This is a genomic window from Micromonospora sp. HNM0581, assembly GCF_012726175.1.
Classification (GTDB): domain Bacteria; phylum Actinomycetota; class Actinomycetes; order Mycobacteriales; family Micromonosporaceae; genus Micromonospora.
In genome coordinates this window covers 56,219-72,076 of sequence record NZ_JAASAD010000012.1, presented here as the reverse complement: position 1 = coordinate 72,076, position 15,858 = coordinate 56,219, and the positions used below count along the sequence as shown (strand labels likewise).

General features: G+C 70.9%; 16 protein-coding genes. 9 read left to right on the top strand and 7 right to left on the bottom strand.

Translation table 11 applies throughout. From position 1 onward, the window contains the following. Positions 1 to 9 precede the first annotated feature (9 nt). The 3 genes from HCA58_RS15885 to crcB (HCA58_RS15875) all read left to right on the top strand — a co-directional run bounded on the left by HCA58_RS15885 (position 10) and on the right by crcB (HCA58_RS15875) (position 1,668). Positions 10 to 636: a copper resistance protein CopC gene (locus tag HCA58_RS15885; RefSeq protein ID WP_169598615.1), complete on the top strand. Its 627-nt coding sequence runs from the start codon at positions 10 to 12 to the stop codon at positions 634 to 636. Between the two features lie 178 nt (positions 637 to 814). Continuing rightward, complete coding sequence (gene crcB, locus HCA58_RS15880) at positions 815 to 1,297, top strand: fluoride efflux transporter CrcB (RefSeq protein WP_169598614.1); 483 nt, start codon at positions 815 to 817, stop codon at positions 1,295 to 1,297. Next, positions 1,294 to 1,668 carry a fluoride efflux transporter CrcB gene (gene crcB / locus HCA58_RS15875; protein ID WP_169598613.1) on the top strand — a complete coding sequence of 125 codons (375 nt, stop codon included), beginning with the start codon at positions 1,294 to 1,296 and terminating at the stop codon, positions 1,666 to 1,668. The genes crcB (HCA58_RS15880) and crcB (HCA58_RS15875) overlap by 4 nt, the downstream gene beginning before the upstream one ends. 53 nt (positions 1,669 to 1,721) lie before the next feature. On the opposite strand, the gene HCA58_RS15870 is transcribed toward crcB (HCA58_RS15875), so the two are convergent. Both HCA58_RS15870 and HCA58_RS15865 read right to left on the bottom strand, forming a co-directional pair. Further along, a complete protein-coding gene (locus tag HCA58_RS15870) occupies positions 1,722 to 4,373 on the bottom strand; it encodes an HAD-IC family P-type ATPase (protein WP_169598612.1) in 2,652 nt (883 codons plus the stop codon). Between the two features lie 159 nt (positions 4,374 to 4,532). Beyond that, positions 4,533 to 5,288: a potassium channel family protein gene (locus HCA58_RS15865; protein WP_169598611.1), complete on the bottom strand. Its 756-nt coding sequence runs from the start codon at positions 5,286 to 5,288 to the stop codon at positions 4,533 to 4,535. A gap of 298 nt (positions 5,289 to 5,586) precedes the next feature. Here HCA58_RS15865 and HCA58_RS15860 point away from each other — a divergent pair, with 298 nt between their 5' ends. The 3 genes from HCA58_RS15860 (at position 5,587) to HCA58_RS15850 (ending at position 8,940) form a co-directional block, all read left to right on the top strand. Beyond that, on the top strand, positions 5,587 to 7,197 hold the full coding sequence (locus HCA58_RS15860; RefSeq protein WP_169598610.1) for a potassium/proton antiporter: 1,611 nt from the start codon (positions 5,587 to 5,589) through the stop codon (positions 7,195 to 7,197). A gap of 167 nt (positions 7,198 to 7,364) precedes the next feature. Further along, a complete protein-coding gene (locus HCA58_RS15855) occupies positions 7,365 to 7,991 on the top strand; it encodes a universal stress protein (protein WP_169598609.1) in 627 nt (208 codons plus the stop codon). Positions 7,992 to 8,091: 100 nt separating this feature from the next. After that, positions 8,092 to 8,940: a zf-HC2 domain-containing protein gene (locus tag HCA58_RS15850; RefSeq protein ID WP_169598608.1), complete on the top strand. Its 849-nt coding sequence runs from the start codon at positions 8,092 to 8,094 to the stop codon at positions 8,938 to 8,940. Positions 8,941 to 8,955: 15 nt separating this feature from the next. Here the strand turns inward: HCA58_RS15850 and HCA58_RS15845 are convergent, their stop codons facing one another. After that, complete coding sequence (locus HCA58_RS15845; RefSeq protein WP_169598607.1) at positions 8,956 to 9,531, bottom strand: sigma-70 family RNA polymerase sigma factor; 576 nt, start codon at positions 9,529 to 9,531, stop codon at positions 8,956 to 8,958. 117 nt (positions 9,532 to 9,648) lie between these two features. On the opposite strand from HCA58_RS15845, the gene HCA58_RS15840 reads away from it, so the two are divergent. Both HCA58_RS15840 and HCA58_RS15835 read left to right on the top strand, forming a co-directional pair. Beyond that, positions 9,649 to 10,494, top strand: coding sequence for an MEDS domain-containing protein (locus HCA58_RS15840; protein ID WP_346776002.1), 846 nt, complete (start codon positions 9,649 to 9,651; stop codon positions 10,492 to 10,494). Continuing rightward, on the top strand, positions 10,491 to 11,450 hold the full coding sequence (locus HCA58_RS15835; protein ID WP_169598606.1) for an anti-sigma factor RsbA family regulatory protein: 960 nt from the start codon (positions 10,491 to 10,493) through the stop codon (positions 11,448 to 11,450). The genes HCA58_RS15840 and HCA58_RS15835 overlap by 4 nt, the downstream gene beginning before the upstream one ends. A gap of 106 nt (positions 11,451 to 11,556) precedes the next feature. Here the strand turns inward: HCA58_RS15835 and HCA58_RS15830 are convergent, their stop codons facing one another. The 4 genes from HCA58_RS15830 to HCA58_RS15815 all read right to left on the bottom strand — a co-directional run bounded on the left by HCA58_RS15830 (position 11,557) and on the right by HCA58_RS15815 (position 15,289). Then, on the bottom strand, positions 11,557 to 11,730 hold the full coding sequence (locus HCA58_RS15830) for a CsbD family protein (RefSeq protein WP_169598605.1): 174 nt from the start codon (positions 11,728 to 11,730) through the stop codon (positions 11,557 to 11,559). Positions 11,731 to 11,804: 74 nt separating this feature from the next. Continuing rightward, on the bottom strand, positions 11,805 to 14,057 hold the full coding sequence (locus HCA58_RS15825) for a heavy metal translocating P-type ATPase (RefSeq protein ID WP_169598604.1): 2,253 nt from the start codon (positions 14,055 to 14,057) through the stop codon (positions 11,805 to 11,807). An 11-nt stretch (positions 14,058 to 14,068) separates the two neighbouring features. Further along, entirely contained in the window at positions 14,069 to 15,046 is a 978-nt protein-coding gene (locus HCA58_RS15820) for a hypothetical protein (protein WP_169598603.1), read from the bottom strand. A 33-nt stretch (positions 15,047 to 15,079) separates the two neighbouring features. After that, positions 15,080 to 15,289 carry a copper ion binding protein gene (locus tag HCA58_RS15815; protein WP_169598602.1) on the bottom strand — a complete coding sequence of 70 codons (210 nt, stop codon included), beginning with the start codon at positions 15,287 to 15,289 and terminating at the stop codon, positions 15,080 to 15,082. Positions 15,290 to 15,395: 106 nt separating this feature from the next. On the opposite strand from HCA58_RS15815, the gene HCA58_RS15810 reads away from it, so the two are divergent. Continuing rightward, positions 15,396 to 15,692 carry a metal-sensitive transcriptional regulator gene (locus HCA58_RS15810; RefSeq protein WP_169598601.1) on the top strand — a complete coding sequence of 99 codons (297 nt, stop codon included), beginning with the start codon at positions 15,396 to 15,398 and terminating at the stop codon, positions 15,690 to 15,692. Positions 15,693 to 15,858 lie beyond the last annotated feature (166 nt).

Sequence of the window (15,858 nt, the reverse complement as noted above, 5' to 3'; positions counted from 1 at the left end):
AATGACGCCATGTCCCGCCACCTCCGTCGGCCGCTCGCCGCCGCCCTCGCCGCCACCCTCGCCGCCGCCACCCTGCTGATCGGTCCGGTCTCCCCGGCGTACGCCCACAACGTGCTGAGCAAGGCCACTCCCGCCCAGGATGCCGAGTTGGAGAAGGCACCGACCCGGATCACGCTGCAGTTCCTACAGAACCTGAACCCGTCGTACACCACCATCACCCTCAGTGACGCCGACAAGCAGCAGGTGGCCACCGGAGAGCCGGAGGTCAGCGGCACCAAGGGCACGATCACCGTCGACTCGGCTCTTGCCAACGGCGTCTACACCGTCGCCTACCGGGTGGTTTCCAAGGACGGGCACCCCGTGCAGGGGTCGTACCAGTTCACCGTCGCCGACCCTGCGGCCACCGCCGAGCCGAGTTCCAGCCCTGCCGCGAGCGAGCCGACGCTGACGCCGTCGGCGAGCCCGAGCGCGGAGCCGGCCGCCACCAACCCCGCCGCCGCCAGCCCCGCCGCCGGCAGTTCCTCCGACGGCCCGGGAACGATGCCGTTGCTGGCCGGCGGAGGGGTGCTGCTGGCTCTGACGGCTGCTGCGGTGGTGTTCCTGATCCGGCGGCGGAGGTCCGGGGCGGCAGGCTGAGACCGCGCACCCCACCGTCGACAGGTGGGCCGCACCCCGGTTTGAACGTCGAGGGCAGCGTTATCCTCTGCACGGGGCACCTCAGGGTGCGTGGCGGTGGGCCTCCGTAGGTCCGGACCACCGACGTGGCACCGCCGACGGTCCCGTCCAGGGCAGCGGCGTACGGGCAGGTGGTGACGTGGAAGCCGAGCGACCGCCCGTCGATCCGGATGTCGACCTCACCGTTGCGCGTCAACGCACCGAGTTGCGCGGTGGAACCGTCAGCCTGCTCGCCGCGATCGCTGTCGGCGGCATGATCGGTGCGGTGGCCCGGTACGGGCTGTCCGCCGCCTTGCCGCACCCGCCGCACGGCTTCCCCTGGACCACCTTCGCCGTGAACGTGTCGGGCTGCCTGCTCATCGGGGTACTGATGGTGCTGATCACCGAGATGTGGACGGTACACCGGATGGTCCGGCCTTTCCTGGGTGTCGGTGTCCTCGGTGGCTACACCACCTTCTCCACGTACGCCGTCGAGGTGCAGCAGGCGGTGGCGTCCGGCGCGGCGCGGACCGGCCTGCTGTATCTCGCCGGCACCCTCGTCGCCGCCCTCGCAGCCGCCCGTCTGGGCATGACCGTGACCCGGATGACGACGGGTGTCCACCGCAACGGGGGCACCGGATGACCGTCCTCCTGGTGGCACTCGGCGCCGCCGTCGGCGCGCCGCTGCGCTACCTGATCGACCGTGCGGTACAGGCACGTCACGGCTCCGTCTTTCCGTGGGGCACTCTCACCGTCAACGTGACGGGCTCGCTCGTCCTGGGCATCCTGATCGGGGGTGCCGCGGTGGGCGGGATACCGGATCCCCTGGTCGCCCTGCTCGGTGTCGGCCTGTGCGGGGCGCTGACGACCTACTCGACGTTCGGCTACGAGACGATCCGGTTGTTCGAGGACGGTGCCCACTTCCCTGCGCTGGTGAATGCCGGCCTCAGCGTCGTCGCCGCGCTTGGCGCCGCGTTCGTCGGGGTCGCCATCGCTGAGGCACTGTGGGGCTGACCGGCGCGTCTCCCCACCGTCAGCAGGGTCCTCGGCAGCCGCGGCAGGCACGCTCAGCCGAGATCGTGACGCAGCCACTTGTCGACGGCGACCACGAGAGCGGACACCGCCCCGACCGCCAGGATGCGCAACCACACGTCGGGGCCGATCGGCGCGGTGCCGAAGATCGTGTTCATCGGTGGCAGGTACGTGATGGCAAGTTGACAGAGCGCCTGCGCGGCGACGCCCAGCAACAGCAGACGGTTGGTGAAGAAGCCGATCCGCCAGGCCGCGCGGGTCAGGGACCGGCAGCTGAACAAGTAGAACGTCTCGACCACCACGAAGACGTTGAGTGCGGCGGTACGCGCCTGCGCGACATCGGCGCCGTTCGAGTACTCGAACTGGAACACCCACCACGCACCCGCCACCAGCAGCGCGGCCACCAGCAGGACCCGTATCACCAGGGCGCCGGTGAGCAGTGGCCGGCCCGGGTCGCGGGGCGGCCGTCGCATGATGCCGCGTTCCTTCGGCTCGAACGCCAACATCAGGCCGAGCAGGACAGCGGTGGTCATGTTGATCCAGAGGATCTGGGTGGGCAGCAGGGGCAGGGTGGCGCCCAGCACGATGGCGACGAGTACCACGAGCCCTTCGCCGAGGTTCGTCGGCAGCGTCCAGACGATGAACTTGGTGATGTTGTCGAAGACCCCGCGCCCCTCCTCGACCGCAGCTTCGATGGTGGCGAAGTCGTCGTCGGTGAGGACCATGTCGGCTGCTTCCTTGGCCACCTCGGTGCCGGAGCGGGCCATGGCGATGCCGATGTCCGCCTGCCGCAACGCCGGGGCGTCGTTGACCCCGTCGCCGGTCACCGCGACCACATGGCCGCGCTGCTGAAGCGTCTCGACCAGCCGAAGCTTCTGTTCCGGGGTGACCCGGGCGAAGACAGCGGCCCGATCCACCGCCTCGGCGAACCCTTCGGCAGGCAGCCCGTCGAGATCCGTGCCGGTGGTCACCCGTTCCGGCCGGTCGGCGTCGAGCAACCCTAGTTGACGGGCGATGGCACCGGCCGTCGCCGCATGGTCCCCTGTGATCATTTTGACGTCGATGCCTGCCCCGTGGCAGGCCCGTACCGCCGGGGCGGCGGCGCCACGCGGTGGATCGAGCATCGCCTGCAATCCGGTGAGGACCAGGGTGCCCGGCAGCGCGACCTCGTCGAAACCGCCGTCCGAGCCGTCCGGCGGCCGTACGGCGGTGGCGAGCACCCGGAGTCCACGGCCGGCCAGTTCCTCGGCGGCCCGCAGGGCCGCGTCGGCACGCAGCGGGCGGATCTCCCCGTCGGATGCCATCTCACCCCGGCACATCGACACGATCCGCTCGACGCCACCCTTGGCCAGGACCACCACCCGGCCCGTGGCCCGCTCGTCGTGCAACGTCGCCATGTACTGCCGCTTCGAGTCGAAGGGGATGGTGTCCCGGCGCGGATAGTCGGCCGACAGCCTGCCGTGGTCGATCCCCACCTTGGCGGCGACCACCTGCATGGCTCCCTCAGTCGGATCGCCGGCCAGCAGCCACTCGCCGTCCTGCTCACGTACCCGCGCGTCGTTGCAGCCGGCGCCGGCCAGCAGTGACCAGCGCAGCGCTTCGCCGCCCCGGCCGCCGTCACGGACCTCCCCCTCCGGCCGGTAGCCGGAGCCGGTCACCTCGAATTCGGCGTCCGGCGTCCACAGCGCCCGGACCGTCATCTGGTTCTCTGTCAAGGTGCCGGTCTTGTCGGAGCAGACGACGGTTGTACTACCCAACGTCTCGATCGCCGGCAGCCGGCGGATCACCGCTCGTCGCCGGGCCATCCGGGTCACCCCGATCGCCAGGGTGATCGTGACCGCCGCCGGCAGCCCTTCGGGAATCGCGCCGACGGCGAGCGCCACAGCCGCCGTGAACGTCTCGACCGCGTCCTGGCCGCGCAGCAGGCCGACTGCGAAGGTCACCGCCGCGAGCACCAGGATGATCACGGTCAGCACCCTGCTGAACCGGGCCAGTTTTCGGGTCAGCGGGGTGGCCAGCGCCTCCGCAGCACCGACCAGACGGTGGATCTGGCCGAGTTCCGTCTCGGCTCCGGTGGCCACCGCGATACCGGAACCACCGCCAGCCGCGACGAGCGTGCCCGACCACACCATGTTCCGCCTGTCGGCGACCGGCGTACCCACCGGCAGCTCCGCCTCGAGCTTGTCCACCGGGACCGACTCACCGGTCAGCGCCGACTCGTCGACCCGCAGCTCGGCCAGCCTGACCAACCGCAGATCCACGGGCACCTTGTCGCCCGCCTCCAGCACCACGAGGTCACCGGGGACGAGGTCGTCGGAGGAGATCACCCGCAGTTCACCGTCGCGGATCACCCGCGCCTCGGTACGCACCATCGAGCGCAGACTGTCCAGGGCCGCCTCGGCCCGTGACTCCTGGGCGTACCCGATCGCGGCGTTGATCAGCACCACTGCGAAGATCACTGCGGAGTCGACGTACTCCCCCAGGACCGCGGTGACCAGGCCGGCCGCGACAAGCACGTAGATGAGCGGGTTGTGGAACTGTCGCAGCACCCGGCGCAACAGCCCGCCACCACCGGCGGCGGGCAGCACGTTGGGCCCGTAGCGCGCCAACCGCCCGGCGGCTTCGGCACCGCTCAGGCCGCGCTGTGGATCGGTCTCCAGCAGCAGCACGACCTCGTGGGCGGACATGCAGTGGTGGTCGTTGGACCGTGACGTCCCCGCTGACTGTTCGAGCGTCACCGTCACCCCGCCGACGACCAGAAGACCGGACCCACGCCGCCCACCATCTTCCGGGAAGAGTGCCGCCACGCAGGCCGGAACGCCCGATCGTGCCCCGACAGTGGACGCTCAGTCGGCGGTCCGCTCTGCCGGCTCAGCGTCGAGACGCCGCCGCAGCGCGGCGATCTCGGCACGCAGGGCCGCTACGTCGCTGCCGGTGACCTCCGTCGGCTTGTCGGCGCCAGCCGAGACGCGCTCGACGATCCAGGTCGCCAGCGAACCCGTGACGAAACCGATCAGACCGATCCCACCGATCATCAGACCGAGGGCGACGAAGCGGCCGGCTGTGGTCACCGGATAGAAGTCGCCGTAGCCGACGGTGGTGATGGTGACCGTCGACCACCACAGCGCGTCGTCGAAGGCGGTGATGTTGGCGTCCGGGGCGAGGCGTTCGGCGTCCAGCACGGCCAGCGCGGAGACCAGCACCAGTAGCGCCGTGGTGGCGGCGACGTACACGGCCAGCCGACCGCGCGCCCACACCTCGGTGCGGCGGTTGATGGTCAGCACCACCATGACCAGGCGTACCGCGCGTAGTGGTCGCAGCATTGGCAACGTCAGCACCACCAGATCGAACAGGTGCTCCCGAAGGAACCTCCGCCGATTCGTGGCCAGCCGCAGCCGCACGAGAATGTCGACCCAGAACAGCGCCCAGACGACGACTGCGGTGACGGTGCAGGCGGTCCGCAACTGCGGGCTGAGATCCGGTTCGAGGATCGGCACCGCGTACACCACCAGAAACACCACAGACAGTAGGGTGAGCGGTGCGGCGCTGACCCGCTCCCATGCCTCCAGCCGATCGGACCCCTGCGCTGCCCCGCCGCTCATGAGCCGGCTCCCGTCTCTTCGTCGTACGCGTGACCGAGCCATGGTCGCGCAGCCGACAACCGACGCCGACGGGCGGTCCTCGGATCGGCCGGAAAGTGATTCACCGTCACGCTGAGCGTTCGACGATTGCCAGCCCGGTAACGTGAACGGGGGGACAGACCGTGGCACGGGTCGTCACCCGGTCGCTGGGCCGGGCGACGGGCTGCGGCTGTGCGTCCGTGGGGGCGGGCGCCCGGCATCGTACGCGAGCGTGAGGGAGCGGAAGCATGGGTCGACGGCGACTGGGACGGGTTCCGGGATGACCCTGCAACAGGTCTACCTGCTGATGATCGCCGCAGCGGCGACGGTGCTGGTGAGCGTCACCGCCGCCCGGGTGGCCACCCGGGTCGGCGTACCGATGCTGCTGGCGTATCTCGGCATCGGGCTGCTGATCGGTGAGAACGGACTCGGCCTACACTTCGACGACGCCGCACTGGCGCAGGCCCTGGGCACGGCGGCGCTCGCGGTGATCCTGGTGGAGGGTGGCCTGACCACCCGGTTCTCCGACATCCGGCCGGTGCTGGCACCGGCGACGGCGCTCGCCACCGCCGGTGTGCTGATCAGCGTCGCGGTCACCGCCCTCGGCGCGTACCTGTTACTCGACGTTTCGTGGCAGTTGGCCCTGCTGCTGGGGGCAGTGGTGTCCTCCACCGACGCGGCGGCGGTGTTCTCGGTGCTGCGCACCCTGCCGCTGCCACGGCGGTTGGCCGGTCTGGTGGAGGCCGAGTCGGGACTGAACGACGCACCCACCGTCATCCTGGTGCTCGCCCTCAGCGCCACCGGGCTGAGCGCGCCCAACCCGCTGGAACTACTGGGGCAGATGCTCTACCAACTCGGCGTCGGTGGCGCTATGGGCGTCGCGATCGGCATCGCGGGAGTGTGGTTCCTACGTCGACTCACGCTGCCTGCCTCGGGCCTCTATCCGATCGCCACCTTCTCCTGCGGCATCCTGGCCTTCGCCGCTGCGGGGCTCGCCCAGGCCAGTGGTTTCCTCGCCGCGTACCTCGCCGCGTTGATCCTCGGCAACGCCCGGTTGGCGCACCGCCGGGCCACCATGTCGGTGGCCGAAGGGCTCGGCTGGATCGCCCAGATCGGCCTGTTCGTCATGCTCGGACTGTTGGCCAATCCCAGCGAGTTGCCCGGTGCGATCCTGCCCGCACTCGCCGTCGGTCTGGTGCTGCTGCTGGTCGCCCGGCCGCTGTCGGTGCTGGTCACCCTGCTGCCGTTCCGGATTCCGCTACGCGAGCAGGTGCTGCTGTCCTGGGCCGGGCTACGTGGTGCCGTACCCATCGTGCTGGCCACCATCCCGGTCGTGGCCGGGGTCGGCGGCAGCGGGCAACTGTTCAACATCGTGTTCGTGCTTGTCGTGGTCTTCACACTGGTCCAGGCTCCGACGCTGCCGTGGCTGGCCACACGCCTGCGGCTGAGCCCGGCGGGCATCGGCCCGGACCTGCAGGTCGAGTCCGCACCGCTGGACGCCATCGACGCGGACCTGCTGCACCTCACCGTCGAGACCGACTCCCGGATGCACGGCGTGCACATCCGCGAACTGCGGCTACCTCCGCCCGCCGCGATCACCCTCGTGGTCCGCGACGGCACCTCCTTCGTACCCGAGCCGGACACCCGCCTACGCCACGGTGACCAGTTGCTGGTGGTCACCACGCCACATGTCCGGGATCGGGCGGAACGCCGCCTACGGGCGGTCGCGCGGGCCGGACGGCTGGCCCACTGGCGCGGCGAGACTGGCGACCCGGAGCAGCCGGCCGGAAATCGGCGGCCCCTGGACGCGCCCCCGCCTCCCCCTCGCGCGGCACCACCGCCGGACACCGGCGACGAGACTCCGCCGGTTCTCGTCCGGTCCGCTGGTTGAGCCGCGCGGGGCTGACCGTGGATGCTCCGCTTGCACCGGGGACGGGCGGCACGTTCCCTTCTCCCGACGGGAGTGGCGTGCTTACCCCCGGCCTGGCGGGGTAATCGCAGGCATGGCCGAAGCCGTCCGCTGCACCTGGGAGGCACACATCCCCGGCGGGACCTGCCGTGTCTGAACGGTGGTTCGTGGTGCTGGTGGCGGTGCTGTGGCTGGCCGTGGGGCTGGGTACGGCGGCGGTGTTCGTCACCCGTGGCGGGCACCGCAGCCCGCTGTGGTACCTGGTGGGCGGACTACTCGGCCCGTTGTTTGTCCCGATCGCCGTCGAACGGGGCCGGGCCCGTCCACAGTTGGTCGACGTCCGCCACCGGCCGTCGGAACCGGTCGGCTCGGGACTGCGCGTGCTTGTCGGGGTGGACGGCTCCGCGCACTCCGACCGGGCGCTGCGCGCCATCGCCCGGTCCCTGACCGGAAGCACCAGTGAGCTTGTCCTGGTCACCGTGACCAGCCCCGACCTGTCCGACGCCGAATCCCGGCGGGAACACGAACGGGCCCGACGCATGATCGACGAGAGGGCCGCCGGGCTGCCCGAGGGGCTGCCCCGGCCCACCACCGCGATCGTCACCGGCCATCCCGTCGATGCCTTGCTGACGGTCGCCGACGACAGGGAAGTGGACCTGCTGGTGGTCGGTCGGCACGGACACGGCATCGGCGACCGCCTGCTGGGCAGCGTCGCCGAGGGCCTCGCCCACCGGTCGACGCGGGCCGTCCTACTCGGCAGCCTGCCCGGCCGGTGATCGGGCACTCCGCTCGCCGGTCCGGGTCCTGACCTCGGCGTGGTCGGGTTTCGTCGGACCGGCCGGGAACCATGCCGGCCGGGGAACCGACTATCAGTACATGCAGTGCGAGCAGTGGCGGGAGATCCTGTCGGCGCAGTTGGACGGCGAGGCCACGGCGGACGAGCAGCACAGGGTCGAAGGGCATCTGGAGATGTGTACCGGTTGCCGGACCTGGCTGGATTCGGCCGCGACGGTGACGCGCCGGGCACGTACCCAGGTGGTGACCTCGCTACCGGATCTCACCGAGGTGATCCTCGCCGCCGCCCCGCCGCCGCGCCGTCGTTGGCGAACGCTCGCCGCGGTGCCGGGCCGCTGGCTGCGGTCGAGCGGTGGGCAGCTCACCCTGGCCGACGGGCTACGCGCCGCGTTGGGGCTGCTCGGCGCGGTGCAACTGGTCCTCGGTTTGGCGCAGATCGGCCGGGCCGGGGTCGCCGAACACCTGCATGACAGCGGCCAGCATCTGTGGCACGAGTCTGCCGCCTGGAACGTCGCGGTGGGTGCCGGGTTCCTGTTCGTCGCGTTGCGCCGTACCTCGCCGTCGGGGCTGCTACCGATGCTCGGCGCCTTCGTGGTCACGTTGGTGCTGCTGTCGGTGAACGATCTCGTCGCCTCGCAGGTCGCGGTGGAACGACTGGTGAGTCACGGCTTCCTGGTGGTCGGCTACCTGATCACCGTGCTGTTGGCGCGCAGCTCCCGCCAACCCGGTGAACCGGGCGACCGCCGCCAGCCAGAGCAGTCCCGCTGGCGGTTGCGCCTCGACGAGGGCGACGAACCCGCCCCGCTGCGGCTGCTGCCGCCCTACTCGGCCCAGGCCCGACACGGCCTCACGCACCCCCGGTACGACTCCACCCCGGTCCGCAGCCGCACCACCCACGGTGACGACGACCGGCACCGGCGGGTCGCCTGACGGGCGGGCCTCAGCTCAACCGGCTGCGGTGGGCCGTCCGACCGGTGGGTCGACCGACCGTAACGCTGCGACCAGGTCCGCACGGGCCCGGGCCACCCGGGACCGGATGGTTCCGACCGGCACGCCGCACACCTGCGCGGCCTCGACGTACGACAGGCCGAGCAGTTGCGTGGCGATGAACGCCTCCCGCCGCTCGGTTGCCAGGCCGTCGAGCAGACCGCCGAGCACCACCTGCTCGTCCACCCCGGCGCTTACTCCGGCCGACGTGTTCTCCGCAGCTGCCTGCCAGTCGCCGAGGTTCGCGGTACGCGGCCGGCAGGTGGCGGCGCGTACCTGGTCCACCGCGACCCGGCGGGCGATGGCGAGCAGCCAGGTCCGCGCCGTGGACCGGCCGGCGAACGACGGCAGCGCCCGCCAGGCACGCAGGTAGGTTTCCTGGACCAGGTCGTCGATGTCCCGCACCCCGGGCAGGTGGGTCAGGAACCGCCGCACGTCGTGCTGGGTGGCCCGCACGAAAGCTGTCGCGGCGGCGCGGTCGCCCCGGCCCGCGGCGAGCGCGTACCCGCTGATGTCGTCGGTCACGGCTGTCATCGCCGTATTGGTCGGTCGACGTCGCCGGATGGTTCCCGGCCCGACCGGAAGCCCGAGAACCTGCGCGGCGGGCCGACCTCGAATGACGCCTTAGACTGCACTGATGGGGCACCTGAGGTGAGCGATCGCAGTGTCGTGCTGACCGGCCAACCGCCGGGGCACCGGCACCTGTGCTGGGCGTACGACGGCCCGACCGGGTTCATGACCCGAGCCGTGGAGTTCCTGCGGGCCGGTCTGGCAGCCGGCGAGCGGGTCTGGTTCGTCGTCTCCGGACCTGCCGAACCGGTCCGTGACGAACTACTCGATACCCGGGACTTCGCCGACGCGCTGCTGACGGGCGCCGCTCAGGTTCATTCCCTCGACGATGCGTACAGCAGCACAGCGGTGATCGACCCGGCGAGCCAGGTGGCGGCCTACCGCCGCGCCACCCGGGAGGCGGTGTCGGCCGGCTACACCGGCCTGCGGGTCGCCGCCGACGCCACCGATCTGGTCCGCACTCCCGCTCGACGCGACGCGTTCGCCCGTTACGAGCAGCGCGTGAACGAGATGATGCGCACCGAGGCGTTCCGGGCCATGTGCGCGTACGACCGGTCGCAGCTGGGCGAACCGGCGATCGCCGAATTGGCCTGCCTGCACCCGCAACACAACCTCGGTCAGCTGCTTTTCCGGTTGTACGCCGTACCGCTGGCCCAGGGACAGGCCGCCCTCGCCGGGGAACTGGACCCGTCCAACCATGACCTGTTCCGCACCGCGTTGGACCGCGCGGAGCTGCGGCCCGTCGACGACGAACTGGTGCTTGACGCCGACGGACTCCGCTTCCTCGACCACCGGGCGCTCATCCACCTCAACGAGTACGCCCGGGACCGGCAGGCCACCGTGGTGCTGCGGGCCGCCCGGTCCGGGGTTGCCCGGCTCGCCACCCTGCTCGACCTGCCCGACCTGCGGGTGGAGGTGGCCCGGTGAGGAGCGGTCCGGCCGCCGGGCGCACCGGCTACTTCCACGAGGCCCTCTGCTATGCCTCCGACGAGGAACTGCTCGCCGTCGTGGTGCCGTTCCTGGTCGGCGGTGTCCAGGCGAACGAGCCCACCTTCGTCGCTCTCGGGGAGCGCACCGGCAATCTGGTCCGCGCCGCGTTGCCCGCCGACACGAAGGTCGAGTTCCTGTCCGGTGGCGACGTCTACGGCCGGCCGACCGCCGCCATCCGGATGTACCGCCAACTCCTCGCCGATCTGGTCGCCGACGGCGCCACCCAGATTCGGATCATCGGCGAGGTGCCGCCGCTCGGTCTCGGCCCCACCTGGGACTGGTGGGCCCGCTACGAGTCGGCGATCAACCACGCGTACGACGACTGGCCGTTGTGGAGCATGTGCGCGTACGACACGCGGACCACCGCAGCTGGCGTGCTGGCCGACGTCGCCGCCACCCATCCGTGTTTCGCCCGAGCCGACGGTCGGCATGTGCCGAGTGCCGCGTACGTCGCCCCGGACACGTTCCTACGCCGGGTACGCCCGATGCCACCCGACCCGATCCAGACGGCCACGCCCCTCGTCGATCTACTCGGCCCCACGGCGGCGCAGGCCCGTGCGGCAGTGCACCGGGCCGGTCCGGGCAGTCTTCGGGCCGACGAGTTCGACGACTTCGTCGTCGCCGTCAGCGAGACCGTCACCAACGGGTTGCGGCACGGCCTTTCTCCGGTCCGGTTCCGGTTGTGGGCGGGTGCGGACCGCCTCGTGGCCACGGTCAGCGATTCCGGTAGCGGCCCGCAGGATCCCTACGCCGGGCTGCTGCCGTCGGTGAACGGGTCACCGGGCGGGCTGGGCCTGTGGATCACTCACCAGTCCTGTAATCACGTCACCTACCACCGCGACGTGGAGGGTTTCACCATGCGGCTCACCGGCGGCCGACCGCCGGGCATCTGAGACCCGCCGCCTCGGGAACGCGAGACGAAGCCAGGCGGCGATCAGGTACGGCGGGCACGATGCCGGGCCGGTGTGAGCCGGCCCGGCAGTGGCGGAGCGTACGTGACTATTTGCGGAAAGCGTCCTTGATTTTCTCGCCGGCCTGCTTGAGGTTGGCGCTCATCTGGTCGCCGCGACCCTCCGCCTCCAGTCGTTCGTCGTCCGTGGCGCGCCCCACGCCTTCCTTGATCTTGCCGCCGGTGTTCTCGGCGGTGTTGTTGAACTTGTCCTCGACACCCATGTCAGCCTCCCCGGGGGATTCCTGCCGCTACAGGAGTCAGATACCCAGCCCCGCACCGGTCAACCCGGGGAAGTTCAGGAAGCGGACCGGAACCGGCGCAGCCGGAGGCTGTTGACCACCACGAAGACCGACGAGAACGCCATCGTCGCGCCCGCGATCATCGGGTTGAGCAGCCCGGCGGCGGCCAGTGGCAGGGCCGCCACGTTGTAGGAGAACGCCCAGAACAGGTTGCCCTTGATGGTGCCGAGAGTGTTCCGGGCCAGCCGGATGGCGTCCACCGCGGCCAGCAGGTCGTTCCGGATCAAAGTCAGGTCGGACGCCTCGATCGCCACGTCGGTGCCGGCGCCCATGGCCAGGCCGAGATCCGCCCGCGCCAGCGCGGCGGCGTCGTTGACCCCGTCGCCGACCATCGCCACCACCCGACCCTCTTCCTGCAACCGGGCCACCACCTCGACCTTCTCCGTCGGCAGCACCTCCGCGATCACCTCGTCGACGCCCACCTCGGTGGCCACCGTTCGGGCTACAGCGGCGTTGTCGCCGGTGAGCAGCACCGGTCTCAGGCCGAGCGCTCGCAGCCGCCGTACGGCCTCCGGGCTGGTGGGTCTCACCTCGTCGGCCACGGCGAGCAGACCACGGGCCCGGCCGTCCCAACCGACGAGCACGACCGTACGCCCCGCCGCCTCCGCGTCAGTCGCTGCCCGGGCGATGCCGTCCGGTACGACCAGATCCCGGTCCCGCAGCAGCCGGGCCCGGCCGAGCAGCACCTGACGGCCGTCGACGGTGCCGGTGACACCCATCCCGGCCACGTTGGCGAAGTTGGTTACCGGTAAGGGTGCGCCGACCTCGGCGGCGCCCGCCACCACCGCCTGGGCGATCGGATGCTCCGAGCCGCTCTCCAGGGCAGCTGCCACCCTCAGCACCTCGTCGCGTCGTTCCCCCTCACCAGGGGTCACCGCGAGCAGGCTCATCCTGCCGGTGGTCACGGTGCCGGTCTTGTCCAGCACCACGGTGTCCACCCGGCGGGTGGACTCCAGAGCCTCCGGCCCTTTGATCAGGATGCCGATTTGTGCACCTCGCCCGGTGCCGACCAGCAACGCGGTCGGCGTCGCCAGGCCGAGGGCGCACGGGCAGGCTATGATCAGCACCGCCACGGCGGCGGTGAAGGCGGTGGCTGTTTCGGCTCCTGCGCCCAGCCACCAGCCCAGCGTGCCGGTGGCCAGGGCGATCACGATCGGCACGAAGACCCCGGAGATGCGGTCGGCGAGCCGCTGCGCGGCGGCCTTGCCGCTCTGCGCCTGCTCGACCAGTCGGGCCATCTGGGCTAGTTGGGTGTCGGCGCCGATCCGGGTCGCGGTTACCACCAGTCGGCCACCGGCGTTGACGCTGCCGCCGATCACGGTGTCGCCGGCCCCCACCTCGACCGGCACCGACTCGCCGGTGACCAGGCTGGCATCCACCGCCGACGAACCTTCCTCCACCGTCCCGTCGGTGGCGATCTTCTCGCCGGGCCGCACCACGAAGCGGTCGCCCACCGCGAGCTGGTCGACCGGTATCCGGGTTTCCACCCCGTTCCTCAGGACGGACACGTCCCGGACGCCCAGATCGAGCAGGGCCCGCAGGGCCGCACCGGCGGTTCGTTTCGCTCGTGCCTCGAGGTAGCGGCCGGCCAGGATGAAGGTGGTGACCCCGGCAGCCGCCTCCAGGTAGATGTTGCCGGAACCGTCGGTTCGGCCGATGTCGAAACTGAACGGGTGGGTCATTCCCGCAGTGCCCGCGGTGCCGAGGAACAGCGCCCACACCGACCAGCCGAAAGCAGCCAGCGTGCCCAGCGACACCAGGGTGTCCATGGTCGCGGCACCGTGCCGCAGATTCACGAGCGCGGCGCGGTGGAAGGGCAGCCCGCCGTAGACGACCACCGGGGCCGCCAGGGTGAGCGACAACCACTGCCAGTAGGTGAACTGCCAGGCCGGCACCATGGCCAGCGCGATCACCGGCACGCTCAAGGCCACGGAGATCCACAACCGGGTACGCAGCGCGGGCAGCGGATCCGGGTGTTCGGGGGCGGGAACCGGTGCGGCCGGAGTGGGTGGTGGTGGGAGACTGGCCCGGTAACCGGTCTTCTCGATGGCGGCGACGAGGTCGGCCGGGGTGACCGGATCACCGTAGGTGACGGTCGCCTTTTCCGTGGCGTAGTTGACGGTGGCCTGTACGCCGTCCATCCGGTTCAGCTTCTTCTCGATCCGGGCGGCACAGGATGCACAGGTCATCCCGCCGATGGCCAGTTCGATCAGGTGCGGTGCGGCGGTCAGGGGTCGGCTCGTACTCATGGTCGGTCCTGTCAGTCGTGCCCGTGCCCGGGAACACCGTGCCCGTCCTCGGGCCCGGTGGTGGCCTGCCCTGCGCCTGGCTCGGTGGCGCCACCCGGGTCTTTGACCTGGACCGTGAACTCGGCGGTCCGCACCACTGCCCGGTGGCGGAAGTCGAGGTAGAGGCGGTACACGCCGGCCGAGGGGAACTCGGTGGCGAAGCTGAGCTGCGGCCCCGGGCCGCTCCCTTCGTCTCCCGGGCTGCCCTCGGGGTGCACGTGCAGGTACGCCAGGTCACCTCGGCGCAGCGCCACCAGATGGCCGTACGCCCCGAGGTACGGCTCCAGGTCGGTGACCGGGGTCCCGTCGCGGGCGACGGTGAGGGTCAGCATCGTGCTGGTACCCGGCTGCGGTACACCGGAGAGGCTGACGGTGTAACCGTCGACGGTGGCGCTGGTCGCCGGTGCGGGAAGTTCGCGCTCGGTGAGCGTGCCGGGGACGGTCACGTCGACACCGAGCGTGAGGGGGTGGCCGCCGGTCGGGGTGAAGTCGGCGAAGACCCGCCACACCCCGGGAGAGTCCAGCGGCGAGGCGATCCGCCAGGTGCCGTCCCCGGTCAGCTTCGGATGCACGTGCCGGAAACCGGAGAGGTCACGGCGGGCGACGATGAGGTGCATCCGTTCGTCGTGGGTGACGTCGTAGTCGGTCACCGGACCGCCGTCGGGCCCGTCGATCCGGAACGCGAACTCACCGGGCGGCGCGTCGACCGGCACCAGGGTGTACCCACGGTCGGAGACGAGCAGACCGCCGGGCAGATGTCCGGCCGCACCCTCGTGGCCGGAGTCACCGCTGTCATGGCCGGCGCCTCCGCTGTCATGGCCGGAGTCACCGCTGTCATGGCCGGCAGCTACCACGTTCACCGGGCCGGTCAGCTGACCCACCCCGTACGCCGCGCCGAAGACCGCCGCGAGGCCGAGGGCGAAGCCGCTCAGCCTGGTCGCCGTGTTCATGGGTGATCCTCGTTCCTCCGCCTGGTGGTCGGCTCAGGCGCCGGTCAGCTCGTATCCTGCCTCGTCCACCGCGGCACGGACCGCGTCGTCGGAGAGCGGCTGGTCGCTGGTGACGGTGACCTGGCCGGCGGCCAGGTCCACCTGAACATCTTCGACACCTTCGAGCGCACCGATCTCGGTACTCACCGCGTCGACACAGTGCCCACAGGTCATACCCTGCACCTGATACGTCGCACTGACCATGGGTTTCTCCTCACCACGCTGGGCCAAGCAGCTGTCCGATACCCGCCAGGGGTATCCGTCGCACCGACCGTAGCATACCCCCGGGGGGTACGTTATCCTTGCCGGCATGAGCACACCCGTGCCGATCCGCGGCTACACGGCCAGCAAGGACCAGCTCCTCGCCCGGCTGCGCCGGGTGGAGGGTCAGGTGCGTGGCATCGAGAAGATGGTCGACGACGACCGCTACTGCATCGACGTGCTCACGCAGATCTCCGCCATCCAGGCCGCACTGGACAAGGTCGCCCTCGGCCTGCTCGACGGCCACGCCCGGCACTGCATGCACGAAGGCGCCGCCGAGGGGCGCGCCGACGAGATGGCCACCGAGATGATGGCCGCCGTCGGCCGCCTCATGAAGCGCGGCTGACCGACCCGCCGACATACCGCGCGACCTGCGATAAAGGTCGGGCTGGTTACCATTCGCCTACGATGGCCAGCCGAAATCCGTGCCCCGCGGCCCGGGGTCGTTCCCCGGCGTGTACCCGCGCTGCCGTTGCCAGCCGGCCCGCAGCCCATGCCGGGCAGGCACCCCG

Bases quoted from the DNA above. Each gene is read 5' to 3' on its own strand.
- HCA58_RS15885 (WP_169598615.1), top strand. From the start codon at position 10: ATGTCCCGCCACCTCCGTCGGCCGCTCGCCGCCGCCCTCGCCGCCACC.
- crcB (WP_169598613.1), top strand. From the start codon at position 1,294: ATGACCGTCCTCCTGGTGGCACTCGGCGCCGCCGTCGGCGCGCCGCTG.
- HCA58_RS15870 (WP_169598612.1), bottom strand. From the start codon at position 4,373: ATGTCCGCCCACGAGGTCGTGCTGCTGCTGGAGACCGATCCACAGCGC.
- HCA58_RS15865 (WP_169598611.1), bottom strand. From the start codon at position 5,288: ATGAGCGGCGGGGCAGCGCAGGGGTCCGATCGGCTGGAGGCATGGGAG.
- HCA58_RS15860 (WP_169598610.1), top strand. From the start codon at position 5,587: ATGACCCTGCAACAGGTCTACCTGCTGATGATCGCCGCAGCGGCGACG.
- HCA58_RS15850 (WP_169598608.1), top strand. From the start codon at position 8,092: ATGCAGTGCGAGCAGTGGCGGGAGATCCTGTCGGCGCAGTTGGACGGC.
- HCA58_RS15845 (WP_169598607.1), bottom strand. From the start codon at position 9,531: ATGACAGCCGTGACCGACGACATCAGCGGGTACGCGCTCGCCGCGGGC.
- HCA58_RS15830 (WP_169598605.1), bottom strand. From the start codon at position 11,730: ATGGGTGTCGAGGACAAGTTCAACAACACCGCCGAGAACACCGGCGGC.
- HCA58_RS15825 (WP_169598604.1), bottom strand. From the start codon at position 14,057: ATGAGTACGAGCCGACCCCTGACCGCCGCACCGCACCTGATCGAACTG.
- HCA58_RS15820 (WP_169598603.1), bottom strand. From the start codon at position 15,046: ATGAACACGGCGACCAGGCTGAGCGGCTTCGCCCTCGGCCTCGCGGCG.
- HCA58_RS15815 (WP_169598602.1), bottom strand. From the start codon at position 15,289: ATGGTCAGTGCGACGTATCAGGTGCAGGGTATGACCTGTGGGCACTGT.
- HCA58_RS15810 (WP_169598601.1), top strand. From the start codon at position 15,396: ATGAGCACACCCGTGCCGATCCGCGGCTACACGGCCAGCAAGGACCAG.